Raw genomic sequence first — 17,633 nt, forward strand, 5'->3', positions numbered from 1 at the left:
TACTGTCAACGAGCCTGACGCCAGAGGCTCGACGCCGGACGTCAGGATAGCGTCTTGCGTCGGGCGTCCAGCATTTAATGCCTGAAATGACGCATGCCAGTGAAGACCATGGCCATGCCGGCTTCGTCGGCGGCGGCGATCACTTCTTCGTCGCGGATGGATCCGCCCGGCTGGATCACGCAGCTGATGCCGACCTTGGCAGCATTATCAATGCCATCACGGAACGGGAAGAAGGCGTCGGACGCCATTACTGAACCTTCTACCTGCAGCCCCGCGTGCTCGGCCTTGATGGCGGCGATGCGCGCAGAGTTCACGCGGCTCATCTGGCCCGCGCCCACGCCCACGGTCTGACGATTCTTGGCGTAGACGATGGCGTTGGATTTCACGAACTTGGCCACCTTCCAGGCGAAGATCAGGTCGTGCATCTCGGCTTCGGTGGGGGCGCGCTTGGTGACCACCTTCAGGTCGCCTTCGGTGATCATGCCGATGTCACGATCCTGCACCAGCAGGCCGCCGTTGACGCGCTTGTAGTCCAGGCCGCCCTCGGTCGGGCCGGTGATTTCGCCGCACACCAATACCCGCACATTTTGCTTGGCGGCAGTGATGGCCAGTGCTTCTTCGCTCACGCTGGGAGCGATAATCACTTCCACGAACTGACGATCCACGATGGCCTTGGCGGTGGTGGCGTCCAGCTCACGGTTGAAGGCGATGATGCCTCCAAAGGCGGATTCGGTGTCGGTTTCGAAGGCCAGGTCATAGGCCTTGCCGATGCCGTCCAGGCTAACCGCCACGCCACAGGGGTTGGCGTGCTTGACGATGACACAGGCGGGCTTGGTGAAGGACTTCACGCACTCCAGGGCCGCGTCGGTGTCGGCGATATTGTTGTAGCTCAGTTCCTTGCCCTGCAGCTGCTTCGCGGTGGCGATGGATGCCGGGGCCGGGGTGCGCTCGGTGTAGAAGGCCGCTTTCTGGTGCGGGTTCTCGCCGTAGCGCATGTTCTGGGTTTTTTCGAAGTTCAGGTTGATGGTGCGCGGGAAATCCTGATTGTTTTCGCCAACCATCTTGCCGAAGTAGTTGGCAATGGCGCTGTCGTAAGCGGCGGTGTGCTCGAAGGCCTTGATAGCCAGGTCGAAACGCAGGGTGTCGGACAGGGCGCCGCCGTTGGCTTCCATGTCGTCCAGCACGCGCTGGTAGTCGCCAGCCGCAGTAACGATGCCCACATGGGCATTGTTCTTGGCGGCAGAGCGCACCATGGTCGGGCCGCCGATATCGATGTTCTCGATGGCGTCTTCCAAGGAGCAATCCGGGTTGGCGACGGTGGCTTCGAACGGGTAGAGGTTCACTACCACCAGGTCGATGCGGCTGATGTCGTTATCGGCCATGACCTGATCGTCCTGGCCGCGACGGCCGAGAATGCCGCCGTGCACTTTCGGGTGCAGGGTTTTCACCCGGCCATCCATCATTTCCGGGAAACCGGTGTATTCGGAGACTTCGCGCACCGCAATGCCGGCCTCCTGCAGTTTCTTGTAGGTACCGCCTGTGGACAGCAGCTCCACACCCTTGCCGGCCAGGGCCTGGGCAAATTCAACGATACCAGTCTTGTCGGAAACACTGATCAGTGCACGTTCAACGGCTTTGCTCATGGGATTTCACCAAGTTGCGTTGTCTTAATTAATACGAGGGCCAGAAACAAAAAAAGGGCAGTGTGGTCACTGCCCTTGATATAGCAGGTCTGTATTACAGCAGACCGTACTGCTTGAGCTTTTTGCGCAGGGTGCCGCGGTTCAGGCCCAGCAGCTCGGCTGCCTTTGTCTGGTTGCCACGGGTGTACTCCAGCACCTTCTCAAGCAGCGGAATTTCCATCTCCGCCAGTACCATCTGGTACAGCTCGCTGACGGGCTCGCCGTCCAGCTGGTTGAAATAGTCGTTCAACGAACGACGCACACAATTACGCAGAGTGTCGTGGGTTTCACTACGCGCAATAGTGAGATGCGGCTGCTTTCGTGCTTCTGCGGTGTTCATTTCAGTAAGTGTCCGTGCAGCGGCTGTGTTAACTGAAGAAAGGGTCATGCGGCCAAGGCTCCGTTTTTCTTCCTGGCAGACACTTCGCCGTAACGACCGAAGCGAACCCGGTCGGTACTGGCGTTGATCTGTTGGAAAAACTGCTCGATCGCCACGCGTTGTTCGGTGGCATTTTCCAGTGTGTTAAATCCACGCCGGAAGTCCTCCCCGCCGGGCAGGTTCTGTGTATACCAACCCAGATGCTTGCGCGCGATGCGCACCCCCATGAACTCCCCGTAAAACTGATGGAGTTCAGCCAGGTGCTGTTGCACACAATCATGGACTTCCGTTACTAACGGCGCTGCAGGCAGCGAGCCGTGCTCGAGGTAATGCAGGGTGTCCCGGAAGATCCACGGGTTACCCTGAGCAGCGCGGCCGATCATGATACCACCGGCTCCTGTGGATTCCAGTACCTGTTTAGCTTTTTCCGGGCTATCCACGTCGCCGTTAGCCATGATCGGAATATTAACGGCGTCCACCACCGCGGCGATGGTGGCGTATTCTGCTTCACCGTTAAATTTGTCGGCACGCGTGCGACCATGAATGGCCAGTGCCTGAATACCAGCGGCTTCTGCGATCTTTGCAATGTGGATGGCATTACGGCGCTCACGATCCGGACCGGTCCGGATTTTGAGAGTGACCGGGACATCCACTGCGCCAACTACCGCATCGAGGATGCGCGCGACCAGATCCTCGTCGGCTAGCAGGGCTGACCCCGCTGCCCGCTTGCATACCTTTTTGGCCGGGCAGCCCATATTGATATCAATGATCTGGGCGCCCTGATCCACATTGGCGCGGGCGGCGTCTGCCAGCATCTGTGGTTCGCCCCCGGCAATCTGCACCGAGATCGGACCAGGTTCGCCAGCGTGATCAAGCCGTTGCCGGGACTTGCGGGAGTTCCACAAGCGGGTATCCGAGGTCACCATCTCTGACACCAGCAGACCCGCACCCAGGTCCCGGCAAAGGCGCCGGAACGGGCGATCGGTGACGCCGGCCATGGGGGCCAGGATCAGCGAGTTGGGCAGCATGTAGGGTCCGATCTGCATGATCACACGATGGCAGCTGGTTAAAAAGGGAGCTAATGATAGTGATCGGGGCGGGGGGATGAAAGGGCAGACCGGGACTTTTCGTCCCCGTCTGTCAGCTGGTGCTGTGTTGGGCATGGCCGGCGGTGATGCCGGGCTTGACGCCTGGCACGCTTACTGGAGTCAGGCGCCAGGGGTTTTATCGCTGGCTGACCTGACTGGCGTTTTTCAGGCTTGGGAGCAGACGCAGATTATAGTTCACCGCTTTATTGCCGGGATCCACGATTTCCAGTGATACATGCAAGGGGGTTTTGGTCGGCATGTTGTCCATGCCACGCAGATCCCCATGCAGATATTCCTCGGGTTTGAAACGACGGCTGGCCACGGGACTGCCATCCAGGGCGCTGAAACGCAGCTCCAGATCCGGGAAGGGCTGTGGGTAGCGTGCTTCATTATAAAGGATGGCGTCCACAATCAAGGCGTTGTTGTATTCAGGGTGGCTGCGGACGACCAGGTTGGCGCCCCGCAGTTTGCTGATATCACTACGGCTTGGCAGTCTACAGCCAAGAGCATCGCAGGCTTGCAGGTAGACCGGGCGCCATTGTGGGGTGCGTGCCAGGTGGTCAAAGTTGAAGTAGGCATACTGACCGACAAGGACTACTGCGGCTAATAGCGACAGTGCGGTCCATTTGATCAGGCCCTGCCAGTCATAGTGGGGCTTGAAGGGTAGATCGCGTTCACGCACGGGGCGAGACGGGATGGCAACCGGTTCGTCATTGAGGTCGTCTCCGAACAGATCCAGACCGCCGAACAGGGAGTCGTCCTCCTTTCTCTCTTTCTGTTGTGGCTTCCTGGTAGCTGGAGTGGCTTGCCCGCCACTGGGCCTGGCCGCAGAAGGCGGTGTCTGACGGGGCTGCTCATCCCGTGGAGCAAAGGTGGCTGGTGGAGGTGACTTTGGCTGTGCGGACACAGGCTCGTCATCATCTTCCAGTTCATTGAGCAAGGCTTCTGCCCATGACTCGTCGGCGCCCTCATTATGGGTGGAGCGGCCGGCGCCGGCCATATCGGAGAAGTCTTCGCCGAGGCCGTCCTCGTCGCTCCCCTCTTCAAGGCTCATGAACGAGTCGCTCAGCTCCATGCCTTCCATGCTGAGGCCGTCGGGGCTTTTGATCAGGTCTTCCTCAGGGGGAGGCGTTTTCTCCCGAGGTGGTGGCGGCGTGGCACTACTGTTATCGAGGGCTCCGGCCCAACGATCTTCTGAAGTGCTTTTGTCATTGGAGGGCGGGTCCACCAGGTGATCCGTGGCCTGAAAGATCTGCAGGCAGGAGCCACAGCGTACTGCGCCATTGGCTTGCTTGAGATGCTCTTCAGTGATCTTGAACTGGGCTGCACAGTGCGGGCAGCGCGTCTTGTACTGGGTGGCCATGAATGTCGCCTGATCGTTATTGGTTAAATCCGCTGTATGCTCACGCACCCCGAAAGCGATGATGCATATAGCCGATAGCTATTCTTTTTACAGAAAAAGCGGCTTTGCTCGCAAGGACCTGGACCGCAATTATCCGTCCTTGCGAATCCCGTCGATACGTACCCAGTCACCTTTCTGGGAGGTGGGGTTGAGATCGAACCAGGGCGCATAAGCCTCACGCACGGATTCAGCTTGCTCGGCAAGAATGCCGGAAAGGGCCAGTTTGCTACCCGGACGGCAATAACCTGCCAGCAATGCGGACAACTCCACCAGCGGGCCGGCGAGGATGTTGGCCACCAGTACATCACAGTGGAAAGGCTGGGGCATCTCTTCGGGCAGGTGCAATGACAGCCGCTCGGCGACGCCATTATTGCCGGCGTTGTCTTCACTGGCGATCAAGGCCTGGGGGTCGATGTCAGTGCCAACCGCCTCGCGGGCTCCCAGCAGGAGAGCCGCAATAGCCAGCACCCCGGAGCCACAGCCAAAGTCGAGCACGGTCTGGTCGGTGAGGTTGTTACCATCCAGCCATTCAAGACACAGCGCGGTGGTTTCATGGGTGCCCGTGCCAAACGCCAGACCCGGATCCAGTTTCAGGTTGATGCCTTTGGTGTCCGGGGCTTCAGTCCAGCTGGGTACGATCCAGAGTCGCTCACCAAATCTCATGGGAGCAAAATCATCCATCCATGCGCGTTCCCAGGCCTGGTCTTCCAGCACTTCGTGATGCATGGCGTCGGCGCTCAGCCCCTGCAGCTCCAGTGCTGCCTTGATCAGGTCGGGATCGTGCTCAGGATCGAACAGGGCAGTGACCACCGTATTCTGCCAGAGAGGCCGCGTTCCTGGCGGCGGCTCGAACACAGGTTGGTCTGCTCCATCGGTGAGGCTGACTGCACAGGCGCCGAGGTTTTCCAGGGCCGCCTGGAAGGCGTCCGCATGTTGTTCAGTGGTGGCAAGATGGAGTTGCAGCCAGGCCATGGTCGCTTCGCTCTAGTGAATAATTAATAGTGAATAGTTAATAGCTGCGCGGGAGGGGCTTGGGTAGCTTAAAGGCCGAGCGCCGCGCAGGCACTCTGGGTGCAATATGGCAAGAATGATAACAGTTAAGGCGCGCCGGAGGGTTATGGGTAGATCTTTTCTGGTTGTTAAACGCACGAAGCCGCGCACAGGCTCTGTGCGCAGCTTCGGCGATGAGGAATAGCAACCAGCAGTAATCGCGAACTATTAATTATTAACTGTTCACTATTAATTGCTTTTAGTGCGACCCCAGCTTCTTCTCCAGATGGTGGATATCCACGCCGCCTTTCAGGAAGGCTTCATCCTTGAAGATCTTGTCACGGTGCAGGTCCACATTGGTCTTGATGCCTTCCACTACGATTTCATCAAGAGCGTTGCGCATGCGCGCCATGGCGATGTCGCGGTTTTCGCCCCAGGTGATCAGTTTGCCGATCAGGGAGTCATAGTAGGGAGGTACGGTGTAGCCACTGTAGATATGTGAGTCTACGCGGACGCCATTGCCACCCGGTGCGTGGAAGTAGGTCACCTTGCCTGGAGACGGAGTAAATCGTATCGGATCTTCGGCATTAACCCGCACTTCAATGGCATGGCCCTGGAATTTTACGTCAGACTGCTGAATCTGCAGGCCTTCACCGCCGGCAATACGCAGCTGTTCCTTGACGATATCCACACCGGTGATCATCTCGGTGACAGGGTGTTCAACCTGTACCCGGGTGTTCATCTCGATGAAGTAGAAGCCTTCATTTTCGTAGAGGAATTCGAAGGTGCCAGCGCCACGGTAGTTGATTTCCTTGCACGCATTGACACAGCGCAGAGCGACTTCATCTTTCAGATGCTGGGGGATTCCCGGTGCGGGCGCTTCTTCCACGACTTTCTGGTGGCGGCGCTGCAGGGAGCAGTCTCGGTCACCCAGGTGGATAGCGTGACCGGCCCCATCAGCCAGTACCTGCACTTCCACGTGACGTGGCTTTTGCAGGAACTTTTCCATGTAAACGGTGGCGTCACCGAAGGCGTTCTTGGCTTCGGAGCGGGTCAGGGTGATGGCGTTGAGCAGGGTGCGCTCTTCTTCCACCACGCGCATGCCGCGGCCACCGCCGCCGGCAGCAGCCTTGATGATGACCGGGTAACCGATTTCGCGGGCCATTTTCAGTGCCGCATCGTTATCGTCACCTACCGGGCCGTTGGAACCCGGTACGGTGGGAACCCCCGCTTTCTTCATGGCTTCAATGGCGGCCACCTTGTTGCCCATAAGGCGAATGGTTTCTGCCTTTGGACCGATGAAGGTGAAGCCAGAGCGTTCCACGCTTTCAGCAAAGTCGGCGTTTTCGGCCAGGAAGCCATAACCGGGATGAATGGCATCCGCGTCGGTCACTTCCGCAGCACTGATGATGGCAGGGATGTTCAGGTACGAATCCACGGAGGGAGCCGGACCAATGCAAACAGCTTCGTCAGCCAGGCGGACGTGCATGAGGTCACGATCGGCCTTGGAGTAGACCGCCACGGTGCGAATGCCCATTTCCTTGCAGGCACGCAGGATACGCAGGGCGATTTCACCACGGTTGGCAATGACAACCTTTTCCAGCATGAGAGATGCCTCCCTTAAACGATCGAGAAGAGAGGCTGGTCAAACTCAACCGGTTCGCCGTCTTCCACCAGGATGGCATCAATGGTGCCGGATTTGTCTGCTTCGATCTGGTTCATCATCTTCATGGCCTCAACGATGCACAGTACATCGCCGGCTTGAACCTTCTTGCCTACTTCGGCAAACATCGGAGCGCCCGGAGCCGGGGAGCGATAGAAGGTACCTACCATGGGGGAGCGAACCATGTGGCCACTGGGAGCCTCGGCTGCGGCAGGCGCTGCTGCTGGCTCCGCAGGGGCTGCTGCAGGTGCGGCTGCCGGCGCCAACGGCGGGGCAGCGTAATATTGTGCCGGTGCTGCAGGCTGACGGCTGCCACGGCTGATGCGAACGGACTCTTCGCCTTCACAAATTTCCAGCTCTTCAATGCCGGACTCTTCCAGCAGCTCAATCAGTTTCTTGATTTTGCGAATATCCATGTCTCTAAACCATCCAGTTATTCGGGGGCCAGTTGTTCAAGGGCGGCTGTCAGCGCCAGCTGGTAGCCAATGGCTCCCAGTCCGCAGATCACACCACTCGCGATATCGGAAAAATAGGATTGGTGGCGGAACGTCTCCCTGGCGTGCACGTTGGACAGATGCACTTCAATAAAGGGAATCGCCACAGCCAGCAGGGCATCACGCAGGGCGACGCTGGTGTGCGTGAAGGCTGCCGGGTTAATCAGAATGAAGTCGATGCCTTCGGTACGCGCATCGTGGATCCGCTCAATCAGCTCGTATTCTGCATTGCTTTGCAGATGCTGCAGGTGGTGGCCGGCCGCGCTGGCCTGATCCTGCAGTTGCTGGTTGATATCAGCCAGGGTGGTGTGCCCATACTTCTCCGGCTCGCGGGTGCCAAGCAGGTTCAGATTGGGGCCATGTAAGACCAGAATGGAAGCCAAGACGGGTCTCCCTGGGAAAAGTGTCGTTATTTGTTGTGAACGTGCAGGAAAAACACGGCTAAGCCCAAGCTTTCTCGCACTCGTGCAATACTAGGGCGAAATCAGGGGGGAGAAAAGGGCTTTACAACATTCGTTACAAGTTGCCGGAAGATGGCGGGAAATCGGTACTGTTTCACGTTTTTTGTTTAGGAGGCGGAGCTTCAAGGCAGGGATAGTCTGGCGTGGGCTACCACTTGGCCCGGAGCTGCATGGTTTGCAGGAGACTCAACTTGTTGAGCGAACCATGCGAAGCATGGCATCGACCGAAGGGCGATCAAGGGTGGCGGGGCTGGAGGGGAACAGCGGCGAGTGACGAGTGGCGAGCTTCGAAAAGCAAAACCAGGCTATTGAGAACCGATTTCGCCTTTCGCAACTCGTCACTCGAAACGCACTTCTTTCGCTTTACGGTCTCAGAGCTTCGGCATCACCTTGGCGTTGAGGTGTTCGATAAAGCGGTCAGGGCCCATTTCACCCAGTACCCGGGCGTTGGGGACTTCACTGCTGCTGGTATCGAAGAACACCAGGGCAGGCAGGCCAAGGATGTTGTAGTGCTCCATGATGGCCTGGCTATCGTCGTTGATTTCGGTGATGTCCACGCGATAGAGGTCAAATCCGGTCATTTCTGACAATACGGCCGGGTTGGAGAGGGTTTCTTCTTCCAGTACCCGGCAGGCAACGCACCACTCGGCAAAGAAATCCACCAGCACGGGTTTGCCTGCACTGCGGGAGTTGGCCAGGGCCTGTGCCAAGGCCTGCTTGCCCACCAGGGTTTTCCAGGGGCCATGATCTTCGCGGTTTGTTCCGTCCTTGCCAGTGCTGGCCACCGATGAGGCAGAAGTGCTGGCCAGTGTTTCCAGAGGTTGCAGGGGGTCTTTGCCGCCAGCCAGCGCGCCGATAATCATCACTGAACCATACAGAGCCAGCACCAGTGCCAGCCCGCGCTTGAGACGGGCCAGCCCTTCGCCAGCAGACTCCAGCGCGCCCAGCTGCACCCCATAGACTGCAAAGAGCAGGCCGTACAAGCCGAGGGTGATGGTGTCATTGATGATCCGGTTGAGCAGCCAGATGGCGACACCCAGCATGACCACCCCGAAGAAGCGCTTGATCTCTTCCATCCACATGCCTGCACGGGGCAGCAGGCTGCCGCCGCCGGTACCGGCAATAATCAGGGGAATGCCCATGCCAATGGACAGCGCAAACAGGGAGGCGGCACCGGTGACCGCATCACCGCTGGCAGCCACGTAGATCAGGGCTCCTGCCAGGATTGGGGTGACACAGGGGGACACAACCAGTGCGGAGATTGCGCCCATGAGGGCAGCACCAATCAGGCTGCCACGCTTTTCAGCCCCGGGCTGATGCAGCCTGTCGCGCAGAAAATGAGGCAGTTGTAGTTCATAGAGTCCGAACATGGACAGGGCCAGTGCGACAAAAATCACTGCAGAGGTAATGATGGCTGCCGGTTGTTGCAGCATGAACTGCAGATTGAGACCCGCGCCGAACAGGGCGACCAGCAGACCCGCGAGGGTGTACGGCACGGCGACGCCTAGTACGTAGGCGCTGCTCAGCACAAAACCACGGCTGGCACTGGGGTTGTCTTCACCGGCAATGATACCGGAGAGAATAGGAATCATCGGGAATACGCAGGGGGTGAACGCCAGCAGCAGCCCCCCCACGAAGAACAGGCCAATGATCAGGCTGATGGACTGGTTCTCCATCCATTGATTAAAGGCGTTGGCGTCTTCTGACTGCAGGGTATCCAGGAAGCCGTCGGTACTACTGGCCGGACTGGCCGCCGTAGCGGCCTGGGGCTTTTTTGCAGGCTGTGGACTACTGAAATCGAACGTTTTCCTGGTGGGCGGGTAGCACAGGGTATCCTCAATGCAGCCCTGGTAGCGCACTTCCAGCTGGGTATCCACCAGCGGCACACTCTTTACCGGCAATGCCAAGCGAAGGTTATGGAAATAGACAATGACGTCACCGAAAATTTCGTCGGTTTTGGGTTTGCCCTCAGGCAAGGTGATGTCGTCAAAGCTTTCCAGCACATTGCCGTTGGTATCCTTCAGGGTGAACCCGAAGCGGTGCTGATACAGATAAACATCGTCGATCAGCTCAAAATCCAGCAGCAGTTGCTGGTTGTCCCAGTCCGCATCAGTCACCAGCTGAATGGCTTCATCCACAGTGGGCAGGCGTTCCTCACCAAACAGGTCCTGCGCCATGCTGGTAGACCAGGCCAGTAGTAGTGTCAGTGCCAGTCCCAGTCGTTGCCAGGTTATGTGCATTACTTTCTCCTCAAACCCCGATCGCAAAAGCGGCACCTCTTCGATGCCCACATGGCAGATAAGTTTCAGGGTCGTTTATTAACGGTGCCTTAAGGTTGCTTTAAGGCACGGGCAGGAAGCTGTGGTCTCAACATAAGGAGAACCTCATGCGCTTCCTACGGGTACTTGTCTTGCTGGCCACTCCCTGGCTGGCCCACGCCGAGCCCCTGCCATTTTCCCAAGAGCAGGTGATAGACGCAAAAGTGATTTACGTGGATTTCTGGGCCAGCTGGTGCGGACCCTGTCGGCGCTCGTTCCCCTGGTTGAATGAGATGCAGGCCAAATACCGGGAAAAGGGGTTCACCGTTGTCGGTGTCAATGTGGACCCGGACAAGGCGGATGCCCAGCTTTTTCTCGACAAATACCCGGCGACCTTCCCGCTGGTCTACGACCCAAACGGGGAACTGGCCACCCGCTATCAGCTTCAGGGTATGCCCAGCTCGATCTTGCTGGGGGCGGATGGCCGGGAGCTGTCTCGTCACATCGGGTTCTCGGAAAAACACAAAGATGACTACGAGCAGGAAATTGTCCGGTTACTGGAGGCAAAGCAATGAAAAGGTTGATGAGTCTGGTGGCCGTGATGGCGGTCCTTGGCGCCCTTGCCGGGTGTCAGAACCTGGGGGTGCAGCCGTGGGAGCGGGATCTGCTGGCCAAGCCGGTGATGACGCCGGGGGCTGCCGATGGTCTCGATGATGCGCTGGATGACCACATTTACTTCAGCAAGGAAGCGACCAGTGGTGGGCGAGGATTTGGCGGCGGCGGCTGTGGCTGTAACTGAGGAACGAACCATGAAAAAAACGCTGGATAGAAAGACGTTGGATGGAAAGAAATTGGCTGCGGGTCTGGCGGCGGCCACCTGTTCCCTGTTGGGGCAGCCGGTGATGGCCCAGGATACCGACGATGCCTGGCAATTTGATTCTGCGGTGCTGTATTACAGCGAGCAGGATCGGGTCACTGCCGTGGAGCCGGTGGTACGTGGCAAGAAGCAGTTTCAGGATGAAAGCGAACTGGAACTGAAGCTGACGCTGGATACCCTGACCGGGGCCTCTCACAATGGCGCAATTACCTCTGACAAGCCGCAGACGTTTACCTCGCCTTCCGGTGGCAGCACCTATGAGGTGACCAATGAGGTGCCGCTGGATGATGCTTTCAAGGACACTCGTGTGGCGGCCAACATGCAGTACACCCGCCCGTTTACCCGCACCTTGCGCTGGACAGGTGGCCTGAATTTTTCCAATGAATATGACTTCACTTCGCTGGGGCTGAACGCAGGCCTGTTGTGGGACCTGAACAACAAGAACACCACCCTGACGTTTGGTCTGGCCCATGAAGCGGACACCATTGATCCGGTGGGTGGCGCCCCTGTTGGCCTGACCTTCCAGACTGAGGAAGACAAGACGGACGGCACCGAAGACCGTTCCATCAATGACTTCCTGTTCGGTGTCACCCAGGTGATCAACCGTCGCTGGATCATGCAGTTCAACTACAACCTGTCGGTTTCTGATGGCTACCACACCGACCCCTACAAGGTGGTCACGGTGGTGGATGCCAATGGCGATCCGCTGGAAGCGGAGAGTTTCGGTGCGACCGATATCGGTGCGGGTGATGCGCAGATTTTCGAGTTGCGTCCGGATTCCCGTACCAAGAACGCGATTTACTGGGAAAACCGTTATCACTTCAATCGTGATGTGCTGGCGGTGGGTTATCGCTTCATGTCCGATGACTGGGGTATCTCGTCTCACACGGTGGATGTGAAGTATCGCTCTCAGTTCGACAATGGCTGGTATTTGCAACCTCATGTGCGCTGGTACGACCAGGGTGAGGCTGACTTCTACAGGGAATCCATTACTGCTGCCGAGCTCACCGATTTGCAGAACAGCGAAAGTGAAGTGTCTGCGGATTACCGGCTGGGGAATCTCACCGATACCACCTATGGTTTCAAGGTGGGTAAGGAGTGGGACAACAACCAGCAGCTGAGTTTGCGGGTAGAAAGCTTCACTCAGAGCGGTGACAGTGATGCCTCTGAGCTGGATGCACTCATCACGCAGGTCGGGTATACCTTCTATTGGTAGCCGATATGATGGAGCCTGAATGAAACAGGGCGCAGCGAAACAGGGTCTGGACATTGCCCTTGAGCAGGATGGCCCCCTTTGGCGGGGGCGTTTCACTGCCATGGCCAGTCCCTGCGAGTGTCTGGTTCGGGGTGTGAGTGCGCGTGAGGCCCGACAATTGGCAGAAACGGTGGCCGAAGAGGCCTGGCGGGTTGAGCATAAATACTCCCGTTACCGCGATGACAACCTGATTGCGGCGATCAATGCGGGGGACGAACGCTGGGTCAGCCTGGACGATGAAACGGCTCGGCTGCTGGATTTTGCCGATCAGTGCTGGCAGCTCAGTGAAGGGGCCTTTGATATCACCTCCGGTGTATTGCGTCGCGTCTGGCGTTTTGATGGCTCTGACCGGGTTCCCGAACCGGAACAGGTGGCGGCGTTGCTGCCGCTGGTGGGATGGGACAAGGTCGAGCGTCAGGCTGGCCAGATACGTCTTCAGAAAGGTATGGAGCTGGATCTCGGTGGCATCGGCAAGGAGTACGCCGTGGACAGTGCGTTTCAGCTGGCTGGCAAACTCACCGATGCGGACCTGCTGGTGAATTTCGGCGGTGATCTGGTGGCGCGGGCTGCCAGTAACCCCTGGCAGGTCGGCATGGAAGGCACCGCCAGACCCATGGCGGGTCAGCTGCAGTTCACCTCCGGTGCTCTGGCCACCAGTGGTGACCGTCGTCGTTATTTGCTGCGCGATGGCATCCGCTACAGTCATGTGCTGGATCCGCGCAGCGGCTGGCCGGTAACGGATGCTCCAAGGGCGGTCACTGTGTTCGGCCAGCAATGTACCCAGGCAGGGCTGTTGTCTACGCTTGCCCTGCTCCAGGGCCGTGAGGCTGAAGCCCTGCTCAGGGAAGCGGGCGTGCAATACTGGATTCAGTGGGGGGATGATGCGCCTGTTACTGGTTGAAGATGATGCCCTGCTGGCGGATGGCCTGCAGAGAGCGCTTCGTGCGGAAGGCTATACGGTCGATCACATCGACCGGGGCGATCTGGTCATGCCTGCGCTGGAACAGGGTGGTTTTGAGCTGGTGCTGCTGGACCTGGGCCTGCCAGGGCTGGATGGTATGGCTGTACTGAAACGGCTTCGCCAGCAGGATAAACAAATTCCCGTCATTATCATCAGCGCCCGTGACGCGCTGGATGACCGTATTGAAGGGCTGGACTGTGGCGCAGATGATTATCTGGTCAAACCCTTCTCCGCCGTCGAATTAATTGCCCGTATTCGTGCTCGCCTGCGACGCCGCGAAACGCCCGGCAGTGAAACCCTGCAGATTGCGGATCTGGAAATTGATCCGGAGCGCTTCACTGTCACCCGTGGTGGCCAACCGGTGAGTCTCTCGCGCCGGGAAATGAGCGTGCTGTTGCAACTCGTGCGTCATCGCGGGCGGGTACTGACCCGCGACCAACTTGAGCAGGGGCTGTACGGCTGGAATGAGGATGTGGAAAGCAATGCGCTTGAGGTCCATATCCACCACCTCAGGAAAAAGCTTGGCAGCACCCTGATTCGTACCGTGCGCGGGGTGGGTTACAGCCTTGGGGGAGGGCAGGAATGACCTTTTCCATCCGTCGTTTTCTGGTTGCAGCAATCCTGATGGTCATCATCGGTGGCGGTTTATTGCTGGCCTTCCTTACCTACCGCACCATCTATCATGAACTGGATGAGCAGTACGATGCGGAGCTGGTCCAGAGCGCTCATCTGCTCGCCGGTTTCTGGCAGGATGGTCATCCGCCGGAGGCTTCCCTGTCTGTGCTGGACAACCAGGAGTCCCGCTACCTGCGCTACTTCATTTATCAATTGTGGCAGGACGGCGAGCTGGTGTCGGCCAGCGAGGGGTTCCCTGATACGCCGTTGGTGGCGCTCAACGATCAGCCTCATTATGAGGAAGCCCGTGGTTGGCATGCCTACTCCTTGCCGCTTTCCAACCGTCGCTGGCTGATCCTTGCCGAGAGTGATTACGCCCGGCATTCCATGGTGAAGAATGTGGCGGGTTCATTGTTGGCGCCTTACCTGATCAGTGTTCCTTTCATAATGCTTCTGGTCTGGATGGCGATTCGTCTTGGGTTGTCACCGTTGTCCGATCTGGTGAGTTCGCTTAGTCGGCGCTCGCCGGATAACCTCAAGCCGCTCACCGATGGCCGGCGGGTCCGTGAGCTGGAGCCGGTGAAGAACGCGATTAATGAATTGCTGCAGCGGCTGGAAGCCGGTATTGACCGTGAAAAACGGTTTACCGCGGATGCGGCCCATGAATTGCGTACGCTGTTGATGGTGTTGCGTCTCCATGCCGATAACGCCCTCTCCCTTTCCGACCCGCGACAGCGGGATGAGTCTCTGCAGAAGTTGCAGGAGGCAGTAGGCCGTGCCGAACGCATGCTGGAACAGTTGTTGGTGCTGGCACGACTGGATCCTGCCAGAGGCACACCGGAGCATGGTGCCCGTGCTGACATCCTGCGGGTGGCGCGCGATACGCTGGCCTCTCTGGTGCCGCTGGGCGATCGGTTCAAACAGCAGCTGGAGTTGCGTCTGGAAGCACCCTTGTGGGCGGATATTCCCGAGGAGGCTTTGCAATTGGTATTGCGTAATCTGGTCGATAACGCCTGTCGTTACGCGACGCCGGGCGTGATCAGCGTGGATGCAGAGCTGCGGGGAGACCAGGTCTGCATTGAGGTGAGCGATAGTGGTGAGGGGCTGGACGAGGAGCAATGGCAACGTTACTTCGAGCGCTTCAGCCGGGGGCAGTCAGATACCGAGGGCGCCGGCCTCGGATTGTCCATCGTCAATGGCGTTTTGTCCCTGTATGGCGGCAGCCTGACTTACCGTAAACGGTGTGCGCAGAGTCCCGCAGCTGCTATCGTGTTACTCCCCGCTGCTCACCAGGAGGTATAGTAGCGGTTCGTCGATCTTGGGAGTGATCATGACTAACGATAAATTCAGCGAACGGGTCGGGGACGCCATGCTGGATCCGCGTAATAACCGCATCTGGAAAGGCCTGCTCTGGTTGCTGGCGTTGCTACTGGTGGTGGACGTGCTGTTCAGCTGGTACTGGAGCCAGGAACCGGATTTGCGTCCAGTGTCCGCCCGGCCGGATGCCGTGGTGGGGGAAACCACCGCCCGCGAACTGATCTTTGTGGCCGACACTCTGCTGGACAAGCCCGGTGGTTATCTCAGCAATGATGTTCTGCCCCATCGCCTGTGGCTGGATAACATGCCCAACTGGGAATATGGCGTGCTGGTGCAGCTGCGTGACTTCACCCGGGTATTGCGCCGGGACATGAGCCGCTCCCAGTCCCAGAGTCAGGAAGACAAGGATTTGGCGATTGCCGAGCCGCAGTTCAACTTTGATGCCAAGAGCTGGGCCATGCCGGCCACTGAGAGTGAGTATCGTCGTGGTATCAAGGCGCTGCAGCGTTATCTGGATCGTCTCACTGACGCCAACGAAAATGATGGCCAGTTCTATGCCCGTGCGGACAACCTCAACTACTGGCTCAATGAAGTACAGAACCGCCTCGGCTCGCTCAGCCTAAAGCTCAGCCAGAGTGTGGGCCGTAGTCAGCTGAATGTGGACAAGGACGGCGCGCTGGCGGTGGCCAAGGCCACTGAAGATGAGGACTTCGTCAAAACCCCCTGGTTGAAAATCGATGACGCCTTCTTTGAAGCGCGTGGCGCCACCTGGGCCCTGACCCAACTGATGCGTGCGGCCGAAGTGGACTTCGCCGAAGTACTGCGCAAGAAGAACGCCACCGTCAGCTTCCGCCAGATGGTGCGCGAACTGGAAGCGACCCAGGAAACCGTGTGGAGCCCGATGATTCTCAACGGTGATGGCTTCGGCATGCTGGCGAACCACTCGCTGGTCATGGCCAACTATGTTTCACGGGCCAATGCCGCCCTGATTGATCTGCGCAAGCTTTTGGTGGAAGGGTGAGAGAGCAGTTAACAGTTAACAGTGAATAGTTAACAGCGTCGCGAGCCAAGTTTTATAAGGTTTGAAACGAAAGAGGCCGCGCCCAGGGGTTGGGCGCGGCCTCTTTGTTTCGGAAAACAGCAGGCGCTGGACGCGCAACTGTTCACTATTCACTGTTAACTGTTCACTAAACTCACGCCGCGTTCTTTCCCTTCGGCACAGGCAGCGACTTGCGCCATTCCTCGATCAACGCGCTGTTATCGTCGTCCCAGGGGTGGAAGCCGGGTTTCAGGTAGGTGAACCAATCTGGAATGATGCTGCTGATCATGCCCCGGTAGCCAAACCCTTTCCACAGCCCCTTCGCCAGGGTAAGCGGTTTTTTGTGCACGTTGTCGCGTTTCAGCATTTGCCAGGTGAAGTAGCTGGAAAAGCCAATCAAGTAGGCTGTGCTGGACAGGAACAGGCGCTGACGCTCGAGATAGGTGCCGCCCGCATCCTTGTAAAGGTCATAGGCCACCGCCTTGTGCTCGGTTTCTTCAATGGCATGCCATACCCACAGGTTACGAACAGCCGGGTCCATTTTGTTGATGAGATCCGGGCGACGCAGGATGGCGTCGGCGAGGATGGCGGTGAAGTGTTCCAGCCCGGCCGTGGCAGCTAACTGCTGGCGTTTGCTCAGGTAGTGGCGGGCCCCGTTCAGCAGTTTGTTGGTCACCGCCAGGGCATGCTTGACGATATCGTCGTATTTGCCTTCGGCAATCAGGTCATTAAAAGCCTGATGTTCAAGGGAGTGCATGGCTTCCTGGCCGATAAAGCCGGAGATGTCTTTCTGCCGCTCGGGGTCATCCACCTGATCGCGCAGAGCGCGCACGGAATCCACAAAGAAGCGTTCACCGTCTGGAAAAGTCAGTGACAGAATATTGAGCAGGTGGGTCAGGACCGGATCGTTATCGAACCAGTAGTCATCGTGCTGGATGCCATCGAAGGAAAAGCCCATCCTGCGCGGAATAATCGGTACCACGGGTGTGCTTTTGTTTTTCTTCAGTGAAAGTTTCATGTTGTCTCCTGCCATGAATACTCAACCCTGAATCCAGATGGTTTCAGCAAATGGCTCATAAAGCATTGCTGGCCTATGGATTGAAGATTGATGACATTGTTCAATGACAACTACTATGCGGTGTCTTGCATTCA

At 58.0% G+C, this 17,633-nt stretch carries 17 protein-coding genes; 7 read left to right on the top strand and 10 right to left on the bottom strand.

The features are described 5' to 3' along the window. Positions 1–74: 74 nt before the first annotated feature. The 9 genes from purH to dsbD form a co-directional block, all read right to left on the bottom strand. Complete coding sequence (purH, locus tag GFN93_RS07395) at positions 75–1,643, bottom strand: bifunctional phosphoribosylaminoimidazolecarboxamide formyltransferase/IMP cyclohydrolase (protein WP_153500176.1); 1,569 nt, start codon at positions 1,641–1,643, stop codon at positions 75–77. Positions 1,644–1,737: 94 nt separating this feature from the next. Beyond that, the gene (fis, locus tag GFN93_RS07400; RefSeq protein WP_022984641.1) at positions 1,738–2,022 is read right to left on the bottom strand and encodes a DNA-binding transcriptional regulator Fis; all 285 of its coding nucleotides are present in this window, start codon (positions 2,020–2,022) and stop codon (positions 1,738–1,740) included. A 44-nt stretch (positions 2,023–2,066) separates the two neighbouring features. Continuing rightward, positions 2,067–3,107, bottom strand: a complete 1,041-nt coding sequence (gene dusB / locus GFN93_RS07405; RefSeq protein WP_153500178.1) for a tRNA dihydrouridine synthase DusB — start codon at positions 3,105–3,107, stop codon at positions 2,067–2,069. A gap of 178 nt (positions 3,108–3,285) precedes the next feature. Continuing rightward, a complete protein-coding gene (locus GFN93_RS07410; RefSeq protein WP_153500180.1) occupies positions 3,286–4,512 on the bottom strand; it encodes a zinc-ribbon and DUF3426 domain-containing protein in 1,227 nt (408 codons plus the stop codon). Between the two features lie 129 nt (positions 4,513–4,641). Beyond that, positions 4,642–5,523, bottom strand: coding sequence for a 50S ribosomal protein L11 methyltransferase (gene prmA, locus GFN93_RS07415; protein ID WP_153500181.1), 882 nt, complete (start codon positions 5,521–5,523; stop codon positions 4,642–4,644). Positions 5,524–5,800: 277 nt separating this feature from the next. Continuing rightward, complete coding sequence (gene accC / locus GFN93_RS07420; RefSeq protein ID WP_153500183.1) at positions 5,801–7,147, bottom strand: acetyl-CoA carboxylase biotin carboxylase subunit; 1,347 nt, start codon at positions 7,145–7,147, stop codon at positions 5,801–5,803. Positions 7,148–7,161: 14 nt separating this feature from the next. Continuing rightward, positions 7,162–7,620 carry an acetyl-CoA carboxylase biotin carboxyl carrier protein gene (gene accB / locus GFN93_RS07425; RefSeq protein WP_153500185.1) on the bottom strand — a complete coding sequence of 153 codons (459 nt, stop codon included), beginning with the start codon at positions 7,618–7,620 and terminating at the stop codon, positions 7,162–7,164. A 17-nt stretch (positions 7,621–7,637) separates the two neighbouring features. Continuing rightward, a complete protein-coding gene (aroQ, locus tag GFN93_RS07430) occupies positions 7,638–8,081 on the bottom strand; it encodes a type II 3-dehydroquinate dehydratase (RefSeq protein ID WP_153500187.1) in 444 nt (147 codons plus the stop codon). A gap of 449 nt (positions 8,082–8,530) precedes the next feature. Further along, positions 8,531–10,399: a protein-disulfide reductase DsbD gene (gene dsbD / locus GFN93_RS07435; RefSeq protein ID WP_153500188.1), complete on the bottom strand. Its 1,869-nt coding sequence runs from the start codon at positions 10,397–10,399 to the stop codon at positions 8,531–8,533. A gap of 146 nt (positions 10,400–10,545) precedes the next feature. On the opposite strand from dsbD, the gene GFN93_RS07440 reads away from it, so the two are divergent. From GFN93_RS07440 to GFN93_RS07470, 7 genes are read left to right on the top strand one after another with little or no spacing between them, the layout of a single operon-like run. Then, positions 10,546–10,992 carry a TlpA family protein disulfide reductase gene (locus tag GFN93_RS07440; RefSeq protein WP_153500190.1) on the top strand — a complete coding sequence of 149 codons (447 nt, stop codon included), beginning with the start codon at positions 10,546–10,548 and terminating at the stop codon, positions 10,990–10,992. After that, a complete protein-coding gene (locus tag GFN93_RS07445; protein ID WP_153500192.1) occupies positions 10,989–11,216 on the top strand; it encodes a DUF4266 domain-containing protein in 228 nt (75 codons plus the stop codon). The genes GFN93_RS07440 and GFN93_RS07445 overlap by 4 nt, the downstream gene beginning before the upstream one ends. 10 nt (positions 11,217–11,226) lie before the next feature. Next, on the top strand, positions 11,227–12,510 hold the full coding sequence (locus tag GFN93_RS07450) for a DUF3570 domain-containing protein (protein ID WP_153500194.1): 1,284 nt from the start codon (positions 11,227–11,229) through the stop codon (positions 12,508–12,510). A 19-nt stretch (positions 12,511–12,529) separates the two neighbouring features. Further along, positions 12,530–13,450: an FAD:protein FMN transferase gene (locus tag GFN93_RS07455; protein WP_153500196.1), complete on the top strand. Its 921-nt coding sequence runs from the start codon at positions 12,530–12,532 to the stop codon at positions 13,448–13,450. Next, positions 13,431–14,096 carry a response regulator gene (locus tag GFN93_RS07460; protein WP_153501882.1) on the top strand — a complete coding sequence of 222 codons (666 nt, stop codon included), beginning with the start codon at positions 13,431–13,433 and terminating at the stop codon, positions 14,094–14,096. Before GFN93_RS07455 ends, GFN93_RS07460 begins: the two co-directional genes overlap by 20 nt. Next, the gene (locus GFN93_RS07465) at positions 14,093–15,427 is read left to right on the top strand and encodes an ATP-binding protein (protein ID WP_153500197.1); all 1,335 of its coding nucleotides are present in this window, start codon (positions 14,093–14,095) and stop codon (positions 15,425–15,427) included. Before GFN93_RS07460 ends, GFN93_RS07465 begins: the two co-directional genes overlap by 4 nt. Positions 15,428–15,455: 28 nt before the next feature. After that, positions 15,456–16,463, top strand: a complete 1,008-nt coding sequence (locus GFN93_RS07470) for a DUF2333 family protein (protein ID WP_153500199.1) — start codon at positions 15,456–15,458, stop codon at positions 16,461–16,463. A 172-nt stretch (positions 16,464–16,635) separates the two neighbouring features. On the opposite strand, the gene GFN93_RS07475 is transcribed toward GFN93_RS07470, so the two are convergent. Next, positions 16,636–17,499: a metal-dependent hydrolase gene (locus GFN93_RS07475; protein WP_153500201.1), complete on the bottom strand. Its 864-nt coding sequence runs from the start codon at positions 17,497–17,499 to the stop codon at positions 16,636–16,638. Positions 17,500–17,633: the final 134 nt, after the last annotated feature.

Source organism: Alcanivorax sediminis (assembly GCF_009601165.1).
GTDB classification, from domain to species: Bacteria; Pseudomonadota; Gammaproteobacteria; order Pseudomonadales; family Alcanivoracaceae; genus Alcanivorax; species Alcanivorax sediminis.